Source organism: Streptomyces sp. NPDC002889 (assembly GCF_042888425.1).
GTDB lineage: Bacteria > Actinomycetota > Actinomycetes > Streptomycetales > Streptomycetaceae > Streptomyces.
The window spans coordinates 189964-208642 of the sequence record NZ_JBIAPT010000015.1 but is presented as its reverse complement, the minus strand read 5'-3'; the positions used below and the strand labels follow the sequence as shown (position 1 = coordinate 208642).

The window sequence follows — 18679 nt, the reverse complement described above, 5'->3', positions numbered from 1 at the left end:
CGACCCGCTACGACAAAACCGCCGAGTCCTACCAGGCAGCCGTAACCCTCGCCTCGCTGCTGATGTGGGCGTGACACTTTGACGACAACTCCTAGGCCCTGTCCTGGCGACGCCCCGCCTCACCTGAACCGGAAGGGGGTGCCTCGTCCTGTACGACCTCGCCGCGCCGGCGGACCATCGAGGCCGGCAGGCTGCCGAGGAAGCCGGTGACCAGTCCCCATACGGCGGCGAGGCCGAGCGCAGTCCACAGCCGCGGGCGCAGCAGTACCTCGCCGGCGAGGTTGCCGCCGAGATCGCCGAGCCCCAGCAGCGAGAGTCCGTAGTGCGCGGAGACACGGACGAGCAGGCAGATCGTCAGCACGGTGAGGACGAGAGCGACCGCCATGTGCAGGGCGTGCTGCCAGGCACGTATCCGGGCCGGTGACCGGACCGCCATGACGAAGGCCGCACCGAGCAGCAGGACGGCGGCGACCGCCACGAGCCACCACATGGCCCTGTCCTGATCGGCCAGCGACCGCAGATTCAGCGTGGAGAGGTCGGGCGTGCGCAGTACGGCGTCGAGGACCTGCGGCATCGGCAGCCCGAAGGGCCCCTCGACCTTCCCCTCCCAGGTGGCGCCCAGCCCGAGCGTGAAGGCGAGCCAGACGAGGTTCGGCAGGCCGAGCAGGATCATGGCGAACGTGTCCCGCGCGTGGCCCTGGGTGGCCGCGGCCACGAGGCCGATCACCACACCCAGCACGACGCAGGCGAGCAGCAGCGCAACCATGGCGAAGGCCGCCGGCCTCACCGACTCCTGGAATCGCACGAGCCCGGCGGGCAGCGGGGCACCGCGCGACACCAGGAGCGCCAGGATGAGCACACCCACCAGCCACAGCAGTCCGAACACGACAGTGAGGGGGATGTCGGCGCGGAACCCCACGCGCGGGGTCGCGTCCAGCAGGTCGCCGATGAGATCTCCGGTCGGGTCCTCGATCGGGATCGTGAAGGTGTGGCGGGCGAGTGCCGACAGACCGATGAGCGCAAGTGCCCACAGCAGGGCCAACCGGGCTGCCCAGCCCGCCAGTTCCCTGCTTCCGGCGACCGCGCGATGCCTTAGCGGCCGCAGGAAGCCGGCCGCGACGGCCAGGGCACCGGCGAGTGTCACCGACAGGGGCAGCACCGAGAGGTCGGCGCTGGTCTCGGCGATCGCTCCGGCGTCCCCGCCGATGTCCACGGAGCCGCCCGCCGCCATCACGACGACGGCCGCGACGACCTTGGGGAACGCGCCGCCGGGCAGATCGGCTGCGCCTGCCGCCCACAGGCCGAGGGCTGCCAGGACGACCATGGCCACGATTCCCGCGAGTACGGCCACAAGGGCCTGCAGCCAGCCGTGCGCGGCACGGGGTGCGGCGCCCTCTGCGCCGCGCCCCGGCCGGCTTTCGCTCCATGCCTGCTGACTCACGCTGACACGCTAAGCAGCGGAATCGGGGGCCGCCGCTCGGGTGGGCCGACCGGCGTCAGCTTGCGAGCCGCCCCGACCCGGAGCACACAATAGGCACGGTGAGCGACAAAGCGGGTGACGGTCGACCGCTCCCGCCTTCCTACCTCTGGGAAGAAGTGCTGTGAGTTCCCAACCTCCGTCCTCAGACCGCCCCACCGGCCCCCCTTCCGGCCCGCTGTCGGGTCCCGGGCGGCAGGGCCCTCCCCCGCCTCCTCCCGGCGGCTCGTCGGGCGGTGGTCCCTCCGGTCCACCGAGCGGCGGCGGGCCACAGCAGGGCGGCCCCGGCGGCACGGGAGGAGAACCCGGCCGGCCGTGGTGGCGGTCCGCGCCGCGTATCGCCGCGATCGCCGCCGCGCTGGTGGCGGCGGTGGTGCTGGCCGTGGTGTTCACCCGGCCGGACGGCGGATCCGGCGGCGGCAAGGAGCTCTTTCTCCAGGCCGCCGGCTCGGCGGGGCCCGATCCGTTCACCGAGTCGACCGCGAACGAGAGTCAACCGACGACCCCGGCGCCGGCGACCGCGGCGCCGGGCGCGACCGAGGCCGGTACGAACGTCACCCGCAGCGTGCGTGGATCAGCGCCCGGCCTGTACGAAGGGACCCGCAAGGTGCCCAGCTGCGATGTGGGGAAGCAGATCACCGCGCTGGGCGCCGAACCGTCGAAGAACCGGGCGTTCGCCCAGGTCCTGGGCATCGGGCCGAACGCCGTACCCGCCTATCTGCGCTCGCTCACTCCTGTGCAGTTGCGATGGGACACCCGTGTCACGTACCACGGCTACAGGGACGGGTCGCCCACCAGCTATCAGGCGGTGCTGCAGGCCGGAACGGCTGTGCTGGTGGACGACCGGGGAGTGCCGAGAGTGCGCTGCGCCTGCGGCAACCCGTTGCGCCCGCCGGTCGCCCAGGAGGGCACCCCGAAGCCGACGGGCGATTCCTGGCCCGGGTACCGGCCCTCGAACGTCGTGATCGTGGCGCCGGCGGTGCAGGAGGTGAAGGCGTTCGTCATGTACGACGCCGAGGACGAGAAGTGGTTCGCACGCCCCGCGGGGGACACGGGCCGCCGCGACAAGGACGCGCCGCCGCCCAAGCACGAGCCGTCGCCGTGCCCGTCGAAGTCCAAGAGCTGTCCGCCGACCGACAAGTCGTCGTCGCCGGAGTCGCCGTCATCGCCCTCGCCGGAGGACACCCCGTCGTCCGAGCCACCCTCGAGGGAGGACACCCCGTCCTCGGAGCCACCGCCGAGGGAGCAGCCGCCGTCATCACCCCCGCAGCAGGACACTCCGCCGCAGGACACCCCGCCGTCCGAGTCAGCGCCGCCGCCGTCGGAGCCTTCACCCGCGTCCGGTTCCCCCGCGGAACCGCCCCCGCCCGAAGCACTGGTGTACTGAGGCATCCCGCCAGGCGCTCGTGGGACTGCGCAGTCCGGCTCCGCGACCTGCACGTAGCAGCACAACGCCCGTGCACGCAACGGGGTGTGCCCCGTCGTCGACGGTCGGGGCTATGGGGGGCTGCACCATTCCTCCGGCTGGCGCGCGGTTTCTACTGTGACCGGCATCAGTCGCCTGGGGGAGGTTCGGGTGCCACCGCGTTTCGGATTCCACCGCGTACAGGCCCGCCGAAGCCCGCCTGGCCGCAGCCGACTTCACTGCTGCGCCGGGCCGGCGGCCGGATGCCCGCCGTGCTCGCCGTGCCGACCGGCAGCCGGTGACTCGCCCCTCGCCCTCCGCCCATGCGGCCGTCGCCCTGGAACGCGTCACGGACTTCGGTGCCGACCCGGGCAGCCTGACGATGCAAGTGCACCGGCCGCCGGCCCTCCCACGGAGCCCCGCCGTCGCGGTGGCGCCGCACGGCTGCACCGAGCGCCGCCGGTTCTACGCCGACAACTCCGGCCTGGCCACCCTCGCCGACCCCACTGCTCTGTGCCGGACCCGGCCGGTCGCTGCATCGTCCCCGGTGCCGGGTGCCCCTGAGCCTTCCTCCCTCATCCCCCTGACTCGTCACAGGAGTTCTCCGTGCCCTTCGCTCTGCCACCGAGCCCTGCCCTCTCCGACCGCCCGCCCGGAACGACCGGTCTTCTCCGGCGGACCATGGGCGCGGCGGGCGCGGCCGCGCTGCTGCTCACCCTCACGACCGTGCCGGCCTCGGCAGGCCGGCGTTCAGACGCCACGGCGCAGTCTTCGGCGGGCCACTGCGCCCGGACGGCGGCGCTCAAGGTGCCCGGCGCGGAGCGCCAAGAGGTGGCGTGTCCGGGAGAGTTGACGACCGCTGGGACCGTGGCCTCCGGGCACACGGATCAGGCCGACTGGGCCGGGCTGACCCCGGCGGGCCTGGCCACGCCGAGCGGCGTCCCCGGCATCCAGATCGACGGGTACTTCCCCGACGACTCCGCCGGCAACACCAACCACGGCTGGAACCACGACTCCCAGTTCGTCATCCGGCTGCCCGACCACTGGAACGGCGGCCTGGTCGTCGCGGGCTCCCCTGGGGTGCGCGAGCAGTACGCGAACGACCGGGCCATCTCGGACTGGGTGCTGTCCCGCGGCTACGCCTTCGCCTCCACCGACAAGGGCAACACCTCCGCGGGCTTCCACCGTGACGGCAACGAGCCGGGCGACGCGATCGCCGAGTGGAACGACCGGGTCACCCAGCTGACCCGGGCCGCCCGCGCCGTCACCACCCAGCGCTACCACCGGCCACCGTCGCGCACGCTGGTGACCGGGATGTCGAACGGCGGCTATCTGGTGCGCTGGCAGCTGGAGAACCACCCCGAGCTGTACGACGGCGGCGTCGACTGGGAGGGCACCCTCTGGCGCAGCAGGGGGCCGAACCTGCTGACCTTCCTGCCGCCCGCGCTGCGCAGCTATCCGGTGTACGCGGCGGGCGGTCCGGGGGCGCGGGAGGCGCACCGGCGGATGCTCGCCGCCGGATATCCCGCCGGCTCGGAGTTCCTGTGGCCTTTCCACCACCAGTACTACTGGGATCTGACCCAGCGGATCCACCGGGAGGAGCTCGACCCCGGGTACGACGGGGCGACGGAGGCCGGGACCCCGTTCTGCGCGCCGGGGACACCGGCCTGCGATGCCGACTACGACTACGCGGCCCGGCCGCGTGAGGTGCACGGCGCGGTCGGGAGGATCGCGCTCACGGGCCGCATCGGGAAGCCCCTGATCACCCTGCACGGCACGCTCGATGTGCTGCTGCCGATCGGCCGGGACTCCGATGTGTACGCGCGGATGGTGCGCGCCGCGGGTCGCGGCGGCCTGTTCCGCTATTACCGCATCGAGGGCGGAACCCATGTCGATTCGCTGTACGACGCCTTCCCGGACCGGCTGCGGCCGCTGACGCCGTGCCACCGCTCCGCCTTCACGGCTCTGGAGATCTGGCTGGAGCGGGGCACGGAGCCGGCGCCGAGCCACACGGTCGCCCGACCGCACGGCGGCGGTCCGGGCGCCGCGGATCTGCTGACCGACTGCCCGCTCCACCGGTCTTGGTGACTTTGCGTCAGCCACTCGCAGTCGGTTCGGTACGAGTCGTCCTGAAGCCGAGGATCCCGCGGCTGCCGGCAACGGATGTCCGGTGGGTTGTGCTTGAGGTCGGGTGTGTCGGCGCTGGACGGCTCCGATGTCGCATCGCGCAGATCTCGGGTCGGCAAGGGCTGATACACCTCGACAACGCCGGGGCGGCTCCCTGACCTCCATGGGGCGCCCCGGTGTGCTCCGGCCTCGGTGCGAGGCGCATCGGGGTGCTGTGGTCGGGACCTGCCCGCGGCGGCGCTCTGCCGGGCAGCAAGAATGCTGGGAACACGCGACGCCCCGCACCCCACGAATGCAGCAGGAGTTCCCATGGCAGCATCTCCCGTAATCGGCGCACCGGTCGCGGACTTCACCCTCCCGGGCGGGGTTCTGACGGACGGATCGGCCGACGGCGCCTTCGAGCGGCGCGACTTCACGCTCCGCGAACAGCAGGGCCGACCGCTGGTCATCGCCTTCTACCCGGGCGACGACACCACCGTGTGCACCAAGCAGCTGTGCTCGTATTCGAGCGGTCTGGAGACCTTCACGGACTGCGGCGCGGACGTGTGGGCGATCAGCCCGCAGAGCGTCGACAGCCACGAGAGCTTCGCCCGCACGTACGGGCTGCGGATGCCGCTGCTCGCCGACACCGACAGGTCGGTGGCGAAGGCCTTCGGCGTCGCGGCTCCCGGGATCGGGCTGCGCCGCGCCGTCTTCCTGATCGCCGCGGACGGCACCCTGCACTGGAAACACGTAGGGCTGTTCGGGGCCACATTCCAGTCGACGGACACGCTGGCCCGCCACCTCGCCACCCTGCAGCAAGCGTGACAGTACGACGGCGGGCACGGCGCCCCCGCGTCAGGCCGGGTCGCGCATCAGCCGCAGCGTGATCGGTGCGAACAGGCACGGCGCCGTCTGGATCGATCCATGGGTGAGTTCGGGCTGCCCCGCAGCGTTCGGGGCGTTGTCGAGCTGTTCCGTCGCCGTCACCACGGTGGCCGTGAGACCCGGTGTGAGACGGGTCCGGGTGCCGCCGCCGGTCGGCTCGTGGAGCGGTACCACCGCATCACCGCTCGCGTCGGGCATGCGACGGACAGGCCCGACGCCGTGCGGTCCGGATGGGCGATCCCTTCCGGACCATCGACGGATATCCCGCTGAGAACGGGTACCTGCCTAGCATGGTCACTTTCAGCCCTACGGCCGCTGACGTACCCCAAGCACCCGCCTGGCTCGCTGCCGGCGAGGGAGCCCCCGCAGTCATCGTCTTCACCCTGATCGTCATCGGGCTGGTGATTCTGCTCGTCTGGTTTGTCATGCAGATGGGCCGCAAGCGGCGTGCCACGCCGCTGCGGCGCGACGAGCAGCCGAAGCCACCCGATCACCCGAGCCATGTCGAGACCCGGCGCGAACCCGACGAGTTCGCGCCGGGCGAGCAGCTGTATCCGCACGAGATGCCGGGCTACGGAAACCTGCCCAGCAGGCCCGCTCCCGAGGCGGAACCGCCGAAGCACCCGCGGGACGACAGCGGCGGCGCAGTCGGCAGCGGCGGCCACGGCGGCTGATCGCCACGACGTCCGGCGCGCGTCCGCCGGCTTCACCACGCCCGGCCGGGTGAAACCCGGTGTGTCCCGGGCGCGTACGCGTCGGCGGGGCTGTCCGGATGCGCCCCGGAACCGGGCCCTCTACGTCGGTGGCACGGTGCCGGGCTTCATGGGTCGGATTCCGGCACGCGCCGCTGTCGGCCAGGACCACGGGCCTCGCTCCCGTACACGGGGTGCGGTGGCTCCCGCCGATGCGCTGCTGCCCAGGGCGGCACGGTGCGACGGGTGGATGGTGCGAGGCCCTCCTGCCCCGGACCGGTCGCGGAGCCGGAGAACACGTTCGAGGCCGGGGCGTCGACGGGTCGGGCCCCTGACCGCCAAGCGGTGCCGGCGGTTCGCCGCTCCAGGGACCCGAACCGCACCCCCGCGACCGGTGCGGGGTCGACGACGGGTCTGAGCCGGTCGGTCATCGGCCTGAATCGGGGGCCGGAATCATCGGCCGGCCACCAGGCCGAACCGCTCGATCGGCTCCAGGCTGGTAGGACAGGGACAAAACGATCGGTTCAAGGACGGAAAGGGCGCTACGGAGTGGACCCGACCAGCCGACCGGATGACGTGGGCGCACCTGATGCCGCGAGGGCTCATCGTTCCCCGGTCACTCTGCACATCAACGGCGCCACCCGCACCCTGACCCTCGACCATCGCACCAGCGTCCTGGACGCGCTGCGCGAGGACCTGGATCTGACCGGTACGAAGAAGGGCTGTGACCACGGCCAGTGCGGTGCGTGCACCGTGATCGTCGACGGACGGCGCGCGAACAGTTGCCTGCTGCTGGCGGTCGCGCTCGACGGCGCACACATCACCACCGTCGAAGGTCTCGCCGACGACGGGGCGCTGCACGCACTGCAGGAAGCCTTCATCGCGCGCGACGCCCTCCAGTGCGGCTACTGCACTCCTGGCCAGCTCTGCTCTGCCGTCGGCATGCTGGCCGAGGCGGCGGACGGCCACCCGTCCCTGGTGACGGACCCCCGGCACCCGCCGAACGCGCCGGTGGTGCTGAGCAGGCCCGAGATCCAGGAGCGCATGAGCGGCAATCTGTGCCGGTGCGCCGCCTATCCCAACATCGTGGCGGCCGTCGAGGACGTGGCATCGTGAAGCCGTTCGCCTATCTCCGCGCCGGCAGCGCCGCTGAGGCCGTGGCCGCGTTCGCCTCCCGGTCCGATGCCCAGTACCTCGCGGGCGGCACCAACCTCGTCGACCTGATGAGGCTCGGGGTCGCCACGCCCGGGCTGCTCATCGACGTCGGCCGACTGCCGATGGACCGCATCGACGGCACGCCGGCCGGCGGGCTCCTCATCGGCGCGACCGTCCGCAACAGCGACCTCGCCGCCCACCCCGTCGTCCGCAGCCGCTACACCGCGCTGTCGCAGTCAGTGCTCTCCGGGGCCTCGGGTCAGCTCCGCAACACCGCGACGACCGGGGGAAATCTGCTGCAACGCACCCGGTGCACGTACTTCCAGGACATCACCAAGCCCTGCAACAAGCGCACGCCGGGTACCGGTTGTCCCGCGCTGAACGGGGTCCATCGTGATCTCGCTGTGCTCGGCCACTCCGAGCACTGCGTCGCCACGCATCCCTCCGACATGGCGGTCGCACTGGCCGCCCTGGACGCCACGGTCCATGTGCACGCAGCGACCGGTGAGCGCACCGTCCCGGTACGCGACCTGTACCGACTGCCGGGCGACCGGGCGGACCTGGACACCGGGCTCCGGCCCGGCGACCTGATCACGGGAGTGGAGCTGCCGCCCGTCCCGGCGGGTGTGCGCTCCGCGTACCGCAAGGCCCGCGACCGTGCCTCGTACGCCTTCGCACTCGTGTCGGTGGCGGCAGTGCTCGACGTCCGCGACGGCCGAGTGCGGCATGCCGCGCTGGCGTTCGGCGGGCTCGCCCACCGGCCGTGGCGCGCCGACGCCGCGGAGGACGCGCTGACAGGGGCGCCTGCGACGCGAGCCTCCTACGTGCAGGCGGCGGACGCCGCGCTCGAGGGCGCCGTACCGCTGCGTGACAACGGCTTCAAGGTGCCGCTCGCCCGCAATCTCGCCGTGGACGTGCTCACCAGGCTCGCCACCACGGAAGGTGAGGGCCCGTCATGACCTCCGCACCCGCCTCGGGCACGCCCGCCGTACGCCGGGAGGCCCGCGCCAAAGTCACCGGCACGGCACGCTACGCGGCCGACCACACGCCGCGCGGCTGCGCCCACGGCTGGCCCGTGCGGGCCACCGTCGCCCGCGGCCGGGTCACGGCGATCGACACGGCGGCGGCCACGGCGCTGCCCGGCGTGATCGCCGTACTCACCCATGAGAACGCGCCCCGGGTGCATCAGCCGGACGACGCCACGCTCGCGCTCCTCCAGGACGCCGAGGTCCCCCATCGGGGCTGGTACGTCGCCCTGGTGGTCGCCGAGACACTGCACGAAGCCCGCGCCGCGGCCGATGCCGTACGCATCGAGTACGACATCGACGAGCACGACGTGCGGCTCACCGCGGACCACCCCGGGATCTACACGCCCGAGAAGGCAAACGGCGGGTACCCGGCCGTCCGTGAACGCGGGGACTTCGACGCCGCCTTTGCCGCGGCCGCCGTCCGCGTCGACGCCGCCTGCACCATGACCGCGCAGCACAACCACCCCATGGAGCCGCATGCCTCCACCGCCCGGTGGGAGGACGGCCGGCTGGTCGTCCATGACTCCAGCCAGGGCTCCAACGCCGTACGGGAAGCGCTCACACGGCTGTTCGGGCTAGAGAGGCAGCAGGTCACCGTGGTCTCGGACCATGTCGGAGGAGGCTTCGGCTGCAAGGGCACGCCACGCCCGCACGTGGTGCTCGCCGCCATGGCCGCACGCCACACCGGGCGGCCGGTCAAGATCTCGGTCCCCCGGCGTGAGATGGCGACGGTCGTGGGCCACCGCGCGCCGATGCTGCAGCGTGTACGGCTCGGCGCCGGATCGGACGGTGTCATCGGCGCGCTGGCCCACGAGGTGATCACCCAGAGCTCCCGCATCAAGGAGTTTGTCGAGCAGGCGGCGGTTCCGGCCCGGGTCATGTACACCTCGCCGAACAGCCGCACCGTCCACCGGCTGGCCGCGCTGGACGTGCCCACTCCTTCCTGGATGCGTGCGCCCGGGGAGACACCCGGGATGTACGCCCTGGAGTCGGCGATGGACGAACTCGCCGTCGCCACAGGGGTGGACCCGGTGGAGCTGCGGCTGCGCAACGAACCGGACGCCGAGCCCGACAGCGGCCGCCCGTTCAGCAGCCGCAACCTCGCCCGCTGCCTCAGGGAGGGCGCACGGCGGTTCGGCTGGCAGCAGCGCGACCCGCGCCCGGGCGTACGCAGGGAGGGGAATCTGCTGGTGGGCTCCGGCGTCGCCTCGGCCATGTATCCCGCACTGATCGTCGCGTCCACAGCGAGTGCGCACGCCGATCGGGACGGCACGTTCCTGGTGCGCACCAATGCCACGGACATCGGAACCGGAGCACGTACGGTGCTCGCCCAGATCGCGGCCGACGCACTCGGCGTGTCACTGGACGCGGTGCGGATCGACATCGGCAGCACCGATCTGCCGGCGGCGCCGCTGGCCGGCGGCTCGGCGGGCACCGCGTCGTGGGGGTCGGCCGTGCACAAGGCGTGCTCGGAACTCGCGGCCCGGCTGGCGGGTTTCGCCGGGGAGCTGCCGCCCGAGGGCGTGACCGTCACGGCCGATACCGAGGCGGAGACGCGCGAGGAGCCGCCCTTCGCCCGGTACGCGTTCGGCGCGCACTTCGCCGAGGTCCAGGCGGACACCGTCACCGGCGAGGTCCGGGTACGCCGGCTGCTCGGCATGTACGCCGCCGGCCGCATCCTCAACCCCCGTACGGCGCGCTCCCAGTTCATCGGGGGCATGACGATGGGCCTGGGCATGGCGCTGATGGAGGGCAGCACCATGGACGCGGCCTTCGGGGACTTCGCCGAGTGCGATCTGGCCTCGTACCATGTGCCCGTGTGCGCGGACGTACCGGAGATCGAGGCGCACTGGATCAGCGAGGACGACCGGCATCTCAACCCGATGGGGAGCAAGGGCATCGGCGAGATCGGCATCGTCGGCACGGCTGCCGCCATCGCCAATGCCGTTCATCACGCGGTGGGGGTACGGGTGCGGGATCTCCCGCTCACCCCGGACAGGCTTCTGCCTCGTCTGCCCTGACGTCGCGAGGCGCGCTCAGCCGGTCCCGGGGGACTTCCGCGGTGCCTGCGACCGGCGGGCGCCGAGCAGCAGCGCGATGTCGTCGGGCCGGTCGGTCTCCTGCCGTGCCTCGTTGATGAGACGGTCGGCCGTTTCGGCGAGGCTGCGGGCGCCCAGGTCCGAGAGCGTGTTGCGCAGGTGCTCGATCCCGAGGCCGATGTCGACACCCGGTTGTTCGACCAGTCCGTCGGTGAACAGCGCGATCAGCGCCCCCGGCTCGAGCTGGAACTCGGCCACGGGATAGGTCTCCTGGGCGTCGACGCCGAGCACCATCCCGCCGGGCAGGTCCAGGACCTCGGTCCTGCCGTCGGGGTGGCGCACCAGCGGCTGGAGATGTCCGGCGCGTACGGCGTGTGTCTCACCGGTCCCCGGGTCCAGGGCGATGTAGCAGCAGCTGGCGAACTGGCCGGGATCGAGGTCGATGAGCAGCCGGTTGGTGCCTTCCATCACCTCCTGCGGCTCGAAACCGCTGAGTGCGAACGCCCTGACCGCGCTGCGCAGTTGGCCCATGGTGGCGGCGGCCGCGACCCCGTGTCCCTGTACGTCCCCGATGACCAGAACCAGCCCCTGGCCGGATTCGATGACGTCGTACCAGTCCCCGCCGACCTCCATGCCCTGGGTACCGGGGAGATACCGGGCGACGGTGTCGAAGTGCTCGACCACGGGGAGCCGGCGCGGCAGCAGGGCGTTCTGCAGCCCGCGGGCGAGGGCCGCTTCGCTGTCGTAGCGCTGGGCACGCTCGAGGGCCTGGGCGATCAGTCCGGCGAGCGCGGTGAGGACTGTTCGCTCCTCGGGGTCGAAGCCGCGCGGCTGGTCGAAGCCGAGGATGCAGGATCCGACGGGGCGCCCGGAGGCGATCAGCGGGAGAAAGGCCCGGGCACCGGTGTCGGCGTCCAGGGGGATGCCGGGGTAGGCGGCGGCAAGACGTTCCATGGACTCGAAGAAGATGGGGCGGCCGGTGGTGAGCGTCTCGACGCCGGGCAGCTTGGCTTCCATGCTCACGCCGTCGAAGCGGTCGAGGAAACCGCGCGGGAATCCGGTCTCCCAGGCCAGAAAGAGATGCTGGTCGTTGAGGAGGTAGATCGCGAGCTGGCGGCCGCCGAACGCGGGCAGCAGCTCCTCCGTGACCACCGCGGAGACCTGACGTGCCGTCACCGCCTCGGTGAGCGCGATGGCGAGCGCAACAGGGCGGTACAGCGCCACCGCCAGGTCGGCCGTGGAACCGGGGCCGACGGCGGGCATGACGACGGAGTCCGGTGTGTACGAAGGCTCTTCCTCCGCCTCGAGGGTGACGGTGAGTCCCTCGCGGCCCGAGTGGAGGGCGACCGACAGCCATGACCCGTCCGGGGATCTGGTCAGGAACCGCACGGGCTCTCGGGACAGCAACGCGGCCCGGTACTGGTCGTCGTGGCCGGGTTCACCGAGCCACGGCACGGCGTCCCACAGCAACCGGCCGGTCAGGTCGGAGCGTGCTTGGCCGAGCAGTTTCTCCGCATTGCGGTTGACGTAGGTGATCCGCCCGAGCCGGTCGAGCGTGAACACGCCCTCCGGGAGCCGGTCGGCCGCTTGGGAGACGACCGGCGTGGTGCCGAGGTCGACAAGGAATCCGGACAGATGAGCGCCCGTTGCTCCCCCGGTCGCCTCGACCCGGCGACCGGAGATTTCGAGAACGTGCGGCCGTCCGTCCGGCCCCTGCAGACGCATTCTGCGGGACACGGGCCGGTCCGACTCGGCGGCCTGACGGGCGATCGCCCACAGGCCGTACGCATCCTCCGGTGCCAGCCGCTCCGCCAGCGCGTCGACGGTGCCGGGGAACTCGCCCGGGTCCGTGCCGAGGATCGCGCACAACCCGTCGTCGGCGGTGACGGCGCCTGTTTCGAGGTTCCAGTCGAAGTAGCCGATCTGCACCGGTGGCGCACTGCGGACAGGGAGGGTGACGGCCACCGCCTCCCTGTCCCACTCGATCAGGCGGCCGCGCTCGGCCATCGCCGCCAGCGTCGCGCCCAGCCCCTTCCCCACGGCGTCCATGCGAGCGCGGTCCGCCTGGTCGACCGGAACTCCGGGGGTGGCGGGCCGCAGCACCGCGAGCGCGCCGAACTTCTCGCGCCCGTCGGTGATCGGCACGTACAGGGACCCGAAAGGGAACGGCAGCCCGGCCATCAGTTGCGGGTAGCGGCGCATGCCCTCCTCGGCGTCGGCCAGGTACACGGGCTGACCCGAGCGGTAGACGTCGGACAGCGGGAACGGGCGGTTCACATGCATCCGCATCCAGGGGCGGAACAACTGGGTGGGCAGACCGGCGACCACCGCCAGCCGCAGGAGAAGCGGCGTACTGGAGCGCATGTAAAGTCCGCCCGCGAATCCGCCGACGGCTTCGATGGCCGCCGCCTCGGCCTGCGCGAGTACCAGAGCCAGTTCATCGGGCACCGGGCTGTCGCCGTTCGATCTCACGGGCCGACCGCCGGCTGCACAGGGCACCGCACGGCCGCGCCGTACCAGGTCACATTGCAAGGATGCTCCCCGGCCGTGGGACGGCGCATCTCCTTGCCCGCCGTATGACAGCGCGGGTGCGCGCGCGGCGGGCTGCCGCGGGCCGGAGTTCGCACGGGCGGCCACGGTGAGTGAGCTATGTTGAGCACGAGCGGCACGAGAAGGAGGCACACCGGTGCCATCAGGGCAGCAGGCACGCGCACAGGCGGCTGCGATCACTCCGGGAAGGCAGTCTCCGGACCATGAGCCCGCCCCGGCGGACCGGGTCCGCGCACTGTTCGGCGGCCATCGCCTGTCCCCCGGCCAACGACGTATCGCCCAGTACCTGATCGATCACCTTACCGAGGCCGCTTTTCTGTCGATCACCGATCTCGCGGAACGGGTCGGGGTGAGCCAGCCGTCCGTGACCCGCTTCGCCACCTCCCTGGGATTCAGCGGCTATCCCGCCCTGCGGGACGTGCTGCAGCCCATCGCCCTGAGCGCGGTCGCCGGTTCGCCGGAGACCCGGGAGCAGATCCGCCGCAATGAGCTTCAGGCGGCCGTGGACGCCGAGATCGAGAACCTGGAGAATCTGCGCCGGCTGCTCGCCGACACCAACCAGGTCCTGGACATCGGCCGTGAGCTGGCGCGTTCGGTGCCGCTGACGATTCTGGGCCTGCGGATCTCGGTGTCGCTGGCCGAGTACTTCGCGTATGCGGCACGGCGTATCCACCCCGACGTACGCCTGGTGACACGTGGCGGCAGCGTCGCCTATGACGCGCTGCTGCAGTCCCGGGCGGCGGGCGGGACGTGGGTGCTGGCGTTCGCGATGCCGAGGCATGCCAACGAGACGCTGGCCGCGGTACGGGCCGCCCGCAGCACGGGCCTGCGCGTCGCGCTGATCACCGATCTGACCCTGGGACCGCTGGTGGACGAGGCGGATGCGGCGCTGACCGCCGGCACCGGATCGCGCCTGGTGTTCGACTCGTATGCGGCGCCGGGGGTGCTGTCCGCGGCCGTGCTTCAGGCGATGGCGGATGCCGACCCGGAGCGGACGCAGGCCCGGCTCGAGGGGTACGAGCAGGTCGCCGATCAGCACAACTTCTTCCTCGACGACTGATTCCGCCCGGTTTGTTCTGCAGATTTTCATCGCGGCGCGTGCATGAAATTTTTCATACTCTTGCTTACTCGACGGTATATATATTTACTGCAGAAGGCGCCCGGGTCCCCCGACTGCCATCGAGAGCGAGACCCACGCCCTCAGAGAACCGAACACGCAGGCACGACGCTCCCTCCTCGCGCCGCGCCTGCTGTTCAATCCGGGCCTTCGCAGCCTGCGGAGAGCCCACGGCGGCCTCGGTCAACCCCTGGGCCGAGGCCGCCTACAACCTCTCGATCAGAGTTCGGCACCAGATCCGGAAGCGACGACGATGTCCCAGACGACCCTCACCACGCTCAGCCCGGACTGGCCCTGTCAGGTCAAGGCCCCCGGGAGCCACGACTGGGAGCGCACGGCGGCCAGATGGCTTCGGGACCTGCTGCCGGCCCGCTACGCCGGATACTCGACGCTGACCCGCCATCACATTCTTCTCGCCCGTCATGCACAGCTGCAGTTGCAGCACGAGATGCGGGCGGTCCGGGTGGCGCTGCAGACGTGCCGGGCAGAGCTGCCCACGCTGGGTGTGGCCGAGTCGGTCATCGAGAACACCATCCGGATGTACGCCGTCGAGCTGGAGCAGCTGGGCCGTCTCGCCCGCGGGGTCCGGCTCATCACCGAAGCGTTCGCCGCGGCCAACAGCGTCCCGCAGCGCAGGCGTTAGCGCCGGACCGGGCTTCCGTGGCCGGTGCTCGGGCAGTACGCCCCCGGCCTGGTCGCAGGACCGGGCCCTGGGCCGATGGGCGCCCTCGCGCAGCCGTTCCTACGATGGCTGGTATGAGAAGGCCGCGCAGTGAGGCCCGGTCCGGTTCGGCCGGCCGCGCCGGGCAGGACAGCGGCGCTGTCGACCACGCCGCCCACGGGGCGGGCGCGAGCTGGGGCACCGCTGTCAGGGCCACTCTGCACTGCCTCACGGGCTGCGCCCTCGGTGAGATTCTCGGCATGGTCATCGGCACCGCCCTGTCATGGGGCAACACCCCCACCATGATCCTGGCGATCGCCCTGGCGTTCCTCTTCGGCTATTCGTTCACGCTGTACGCCGTGATCAGGACCGGGGTGAGCGTGAAGGCCGCGATCCGCGTCGCACTCGCCGCCGACACCGTCTCCATCGCGGTCATGGAGCTGGTGGACAACGCCATCATCGCGCTGACGCCTGGCGCGATGGACGCCCAACTCTCCGACGGTCTGTTCTGGGCCGCGCTGCTCGGCGGATTCGCCGTGGCGTTCGTCATCACCACACCGCTCAACAAGTGGATGATCGGCAGGGGCAAGGGGCACGCAGTCGTCCACGCCTACCACTGACGGGGATACGTTCCGCGGTCGAACCGGATCGCCTGGGCCCGGCTCATGCCATCTGACGCCGTACCAGTGCGTGCAGCCGGCCTCCCGGGTCGGCGAGCAGTTCGGCGGGGCGGCCCTGCTCCACGATCCGGCCCTCGGCCATCACGATCACACGGTCGGCGTCCATGACCGTGGAGAGCCGGTGCGCGATCACCAGACGGCTGGCCCGCAGTCGCCGGGTCGACTCGATGACGATGCGCTGGGTCTCGTTGTCGAGTGCGCTGGTCGCCTCGTCGAAGAACAGGATGCGGGGGCGGCGGACCAGCGCCTGGGCGATCATGAGCCGCTGCCGCTGCCCGCCGGAGATGGCTCCTCCGCCCGCGATCATGGTGTGCAGTCCCATCGGCATCCGTTGGATGTCCTCGGCGAGGCCGGCCATCTCGGCGGCCTCCCAGACCTCTTCCTGGGAGAAGGTCTCGGCGCCGCAGATGCAGTCCAGGATCGATCCGGTCAGCGGCTGGGCATTCTGCAGCACGACGCCGCACTGGCGCCGCACGGCCGCCTGGTCGAGTGCGGCAAGGTCCTGGCCGTCGTACAGGACGCTGCCGGCGTCAGGCCGGTCGAAGCCGATGAGCAGGCGCAGCAGGGTCGATTTGCCGCAGCCGCTGGGACCGACGATCGCCACGAACTCCCCCGGCCGGATCTGCAGGGACACGTCGTCGAGGACGAGGGGGCCGTCGTCGGTGTAGCGGAAGGAGAGTTTGCGGGCCTCGATGCCGCCGGAGAGGGTGCCCGGCTGGGCGCTGGCGCCCCGGACCTCCGGCGCCTCGTCCAGAATCGGCCTGACCTGCTCGAACATGGGCAGTACGGCAGCGGCCGAGACCAGAACCCCGGTGAGCTGGGTGACCGAGGTCAGCAGCATCGTCACGGCCGTGTTGAAGGTGAGGAAGGCACCGGCCGACATGCTGCCACGCGCCGGTCCCGCCAGCAGCATGAACATGATCAGCGAGCACAACGGAAGATAGACGGCGTCGAGCACCGTGGTCAGATTCCTGATCCGGCCCGCCCGCTGCTGGAGTTCCCGCGAGCGGGCGAACCTGCGGGCCCAGGCCGCGTACGCGAAGCTCTCCGCCGCCGCCACGCGCAGCTTGGGCAGCCCTCGCAGGGTCTGGAACGCCTGGTTGTTGAGCTTGTTGCCCAGCTCGACCAGCCGCCGCTGCCACCGCACCTGCCACAGGCCGAGCGCGAGGAACACCGCGCCGATGACGAGCAGCATGGCGATCGCGGCGAGCGCCAGCGGGACGCTGAACCAGAGCAGCAGCACGATGTTCATCGCGCCGACAGTGGTCGCCTGTACGGCTACCGGTCCGATGCCGGACAGCACCCGGCGTATGGCGCTGATGCCCATCGCCGCACTGGCGAGCTCCCCGGTGGAGCGTTCGGTGAAGAACTTGGTCGGCAGCCGTAGCAGCCGGTCCCACACGGCAGGCTGGAGAGTGCTCTCGATCCGGCCCTCCATGCGCAGGATCGTGAGGTTCTGCATCAGCATGAAGGCCGCCGAGACGATGCTCGTGATCATGACGGCCAGGGCGACCTGGACGATGAGGCTGCTGCGGGCGCCCGGCACGTAGACGCCGAGGACCTGTCCGGTGGCGATCGGCACGAGCGCCCCGAGGCCGACGGTCACCAGCCCGCTCAGCAGCAGGTTGCGCAGGTCGGGACTGGTGCCGCGAAGGCTGAAGCGGACCAGGTGCCGGATGCTCGCGGGCCGTTCGGGCAGCGGGCGGTAGAACATGACGGCGCGCGGCTCGAACTCCCCGGCGTTGTCCTTGCCGATGCGGCTCCGCGAGCCGGTGAGCGGGTTGACCGCCTCGTAGCCGCCGCGCCGCCACAGCAGCGCGACCGGGGCGCCCGATGCGGCCCGGCGCCCCACCAGCGGGCCGGTGTCCGTACGCCACCAGCGGCCGTCGAGTTTCACCGCGCGGGTGCGGATGCGGGAGGCGACCGCGATGCGCTCGACGGGTGTGATGCGCTCGTCGGCCGCTTCGCCCTTGGGCGGCTCGCCGAGGGTGATCCCGGCCGCCCGGGCAACCCGCCGGCACACCGCGAACGTCGCGTCGTCGTCGGCGCCGTCGGTGCGGGCGGCGCCCCGACCGCCTCGCTCCGGCCTGCCGATGGAGGCGAGCAGTGCCTCGTCGGCGCGGGCGCGGACGGCCGCGCCCGCCTTGATGCCGGCGGCTGCCCGGTCCTCGTGTGCCCGCTCGAGCCGTTCGATCCAGCCGTCGACGGCGGACAGCAGCCGGTACTGCTGGTTGACCATGCGCTGCCACATCGCGGTGTCGATCAGCAGGTCGCCCGCCGCCTCCGCGCTGTAGGACCCCCCGTACTGCACACTCCCGGGGTCGACCGGCATCCACAGGATGTCGTCGTCGGCCACGGCCACCTCGCCCGAGGGCCGGCCGTCCAGCGGCGCCTCGAAGAGCACGCCGAGGCTGCGTCCGACGCCGAGCGCGAAGGCGTGCTCGAGCGGCGTAGGCGAGGGGTGGTGGCCGGCGTAGGTGTCGTACGGGTCGTAGGCGCCGTAACCGCCCTGGGTGCCGGTGTCCGCGTACTCGCGTACGTACAGCTCCCGCAGCGGGATGCGGTGCAGCAGACAGCCCTGCGCGGGCCTGCCGACCAGGGTGTGCTGGGGACCTTCCACCGGACCGAGCAGCAGGGTTCCCGGTTCGAGACGGCCGAGGAAGTGCCAGTGTCCTTGGGCTGCGGCGTCCACCGCGAACAGGTCGAGCGCCCCGCCCACGATGAGCCACAGCACGTGCGGTCCCTCGAGATGGAGGCTGCCCGCACCGGTGCAGTCGACCGGTGTGCCCAATGTGCCCAGGGCGTGGAGGACGGGGTCGGTGACGACCGGTGCCTGGGCTGCGCCGGGGCCGGGGCCCGCGGCCGGATGTGCGGATGACAC

The 18679-nt window shown here is 71.7% G+C and carries 14 protein-coding genes; 10 read left to right on the top strand and 4 right to left on the bottom strand.

The features are described 5' to 3' along the window. Window positions 1-91: 91 nt before the first annotated feature. On the bottom strand, window positions 92-1441 hold the full coding sequence (locus ACFYWI_RS23700) for a streptophobe family protein (RefSeq protein WP_389236036.1): 1350 nt from the start codon (window positions 1439-1441) through the stop codon (window positions 92-94). 160 nt (window positions 1442-1601) lie between these two features. On the opposite strand from ACFYWI_RS23700, the gene ACFYWI_RS23695 reads away from it, so the two are divergent. From ACFYWI_RS23695 to ACFYWI_RS23685, 3 genes are all read left to right on the top strand, one after another. Further along, entirely contained in the window at window positions 1602-2864 is a 1263-nt protein-coding gene (locus ACFYWI_RS23695; RefSeq protein ID WP_389236034.1) for a DUF6777 domain-containing protein, read from the top strand. Between the two features lie 699 nt (window positions 2865-3563). Further along, the gene (locus ACFYWI_RS23690; protein ID WP_389236046.1) at window positions 3564-4970 is read left to right on the top strand and encodes a tannase/feruloyl esterase family alpha/beta hydrolase; all 1407 of its coding nucleotides are present in this window, start codon (window positions 3564-3566) and stop codon (window positions 4968-4970) included. Between the two features lie 348 nt (window positions 4971-5318). After that, window positions 5319-5816 (top strand): peroxiredoxin, encoded by a 498-nt coding sequence (locus ACFYWI_RS23685; protein WP_389236031.1) that lies wholly within the window; start codon window positions 5319-5321, stop codon window positions 5814-5816. Between the two features lie 30 nt (window positions 5817-5846). On the opposite strand, the gene ACFYWI_RS23680 is transcribed toward ACFYWI_RS23685, so the two are convergent. Then, window positions 5847-6074, bottom strand: a complete 228-nt coding sequence (locus ACFYWI_RS23680; RefSeq protein ID WP_389236029.1) for a hypothetical protein — start codon at window positions 6072-6074, stop codon at window positions 5847-5849. 92 nt (window positions 6075-6166) lie between these two features. Here ACFYWI_RS23680 and ACFYWI_RS23675 point away from each other — a divergent pair, with 92 nt between their 5' ends. The 4 genes from ACFYWI_RS23675 to ACFYWI_RS23660 all read left to right on the top strand — a co-directional run bounded on the left by ACFYWI_RS23675 (window position 6167) and on the right by ACFYWI_RS23660 (window position 10772). Then, the gene (locus ACFYWI_RS23675; RefSeq protein WP_389236027.1) at window positions 6167-6550 is read left to right on the top strand and encodes a DUF6479 family protein; all 384 of its coding nucleotides are present in this window, start codon (window positions 6167-6169) and stop codon (window positions 6548-6550) included. Window positions 6551-7144: 594 nt separating this feature from the next. Then, window positions 7145-7684, top strand: coding sequence for a (2Fe-2S)-binding protein (locus tag ACFYWI_RS23670; protein WP_389236025.1), 540 nt, complete (start codon window positions 7145-7147; stop codon window positions 7682-7684). After that, complete coding sequence (locus ACFYWI_RS23665; RefSeq protein WP_389236023.1) at window positions 7681-8682, top strand: FAD binding domain-containing protein; 1002 nt, start codon at window positions 7681-7683, stop codon at window positions 8680-8682. The genes ACFYWI_RS23670 and ACFYWI_RS23665 overlap by 4 nt, the downstream gene beginning before the upstream one ends. Then, window positions 8679-10772, top strand: a complete 2094-nt coding sequence (locus ACFYWI_RS23660) for a xanthine dehydrogenase family protein molybdopterin-binding subunit (RefSeq protein WP_389236021.1) — start codon at window positions 8679-8681, stop codon at window positions 10770-10772. Before ACFYWI_RS23665 ends, ACFYWI_RS23660 begins: the two co-directional genes overlap by 4 nt. A gap of 15 nt (window positions 10773-10787) precedes the next feature. Here ACFYWI_RS23660 and ACFYWI_RS23655 read toward each other — a convergent pair whose 3' ends face one another. Next, entirely contained in the window at window positions 10788-13262 is a 2475-nt protein-coding gene (locus tag ACFYWI_RS23655; protein ID WP_389236019.1) for a SpoIIE family protein phosphatase, read from the bottom strand. Between the two features lie 214 nt (window positions 13263-13476). On the opposite strand from ACFYWI_RS23655, the gene ACFYWI_RS23650 reads away from it, so the two are divergent. The 3 genes from ACFYWI_RS23650 to ACFYWI_RS23640 all read left to right on the top strand — a co-directional run bounded on the left by ACFYWI_RS23650 (window position 13477) and on the right by ACFYWI_RS23640 (window position 15738). Continuing rightward, window positions 13477-14400: a MurR/RpiR family transcriptional regulator gene (locus ACFYWI_RS23650; protein WP_389236017.1), complete on the top strand. Its 924-nt coding sequence runs from the start codon at window positions 13477-13479 to the stop codon at window positions 14398-14400. A 310-nt stretch (window positions 14401-14710) separates the two neighbouring features. After that, a complete protein-coding gene (locus tag ACFYWI_RS23645; RefSeq protein ID WP_389236015.1) occupies window positions 14711-15100 on the top strand; it encodes a hypothetical protein in 390 nt (129 codons plus the stop codon). 113 nt (window positions 15101-15213) lie between these two features. After that, window positions 15214-15738 (top strand): DUF4396 domain-containing protein, encoded by a 525-nt coding sequence (locus ACFYWI_RS23640; RefSeq protein WP_389236013.1) that lies wholly within the window; start codon window positions 15214-15216, stop codon window positions 15736-15738. Window positions 15739-15781: 43 nt separating this feature from the next. Here ACFYWI_RS23640 and ACFYWI_RS23635 read toward each other — a convergent pair whose 3' ends face one another. Beyond that, window positions 15782-18679: an NHLP bacteriocin export ABC transporter permease/ATPase subunit gene (locus tag ACFYWI_RS23635; protein ID WP_389236011.1), complete on the bottom strand. Its 2898-nt coding sequence runs from the start codon at window positions 18677-18679 to the stop codon at window positions 15782-15784.

Bases quoted from the DNA above. Each gene is read 5' to 3' on its own strand.
- ACFYWI_RS23690 (WP_389236046.1), top strand. From the start codon at position 3,564: ATGGGCGCGGCGGGCGCGGCCGCGCTGCTGCTCACCCTCACGACCGTG.
- ACFYWI_RS23685 (WP_389236031.1), top strand. From the start codon at position 5,319: ATGGCAGCATCTCCCGTAATCGGCGCACCGGTCGCGGACTTCACCCTC.
- ACFYWI_RS23680 (WP_389236029.1), bottom strand. From the start codon at position 6,074: ATGCCCGACGCGAGCGGTGATGCGGTGGTACCGCTCCACGAGCCGACC.
- ACFYWI_RS23675 (WP_389236027.1), top strand. From the start codon at position 6,167: ATGGTCACTTTCAGCCCTACGGCCGCTGACGTACCCCAAGCACCCGCC.
- ACFYWI_RS23660 (WP_389236021.1), top strand. From the start codon at position 8,679: ATGACCTCCGCACCCGCCTCGGGCACGCCCGCCGTACGCCGGGAGGCC.
- ACFYWI_RS23645 (WP_389236015.1), top strand. From the start codon at position 14,711: ATGTCCCAGACGACCCTCACCACGCTCAGCCCGGACTGGCCCTGTCAG.
- ACFYWI_RS23640 (WP_389236013.1), top strand. From the start codon at position 15,214: ATGAGAAGGCCGCGCAGTGAGGCCCGGTCCGGTTCGGCCGGCCGCGCC.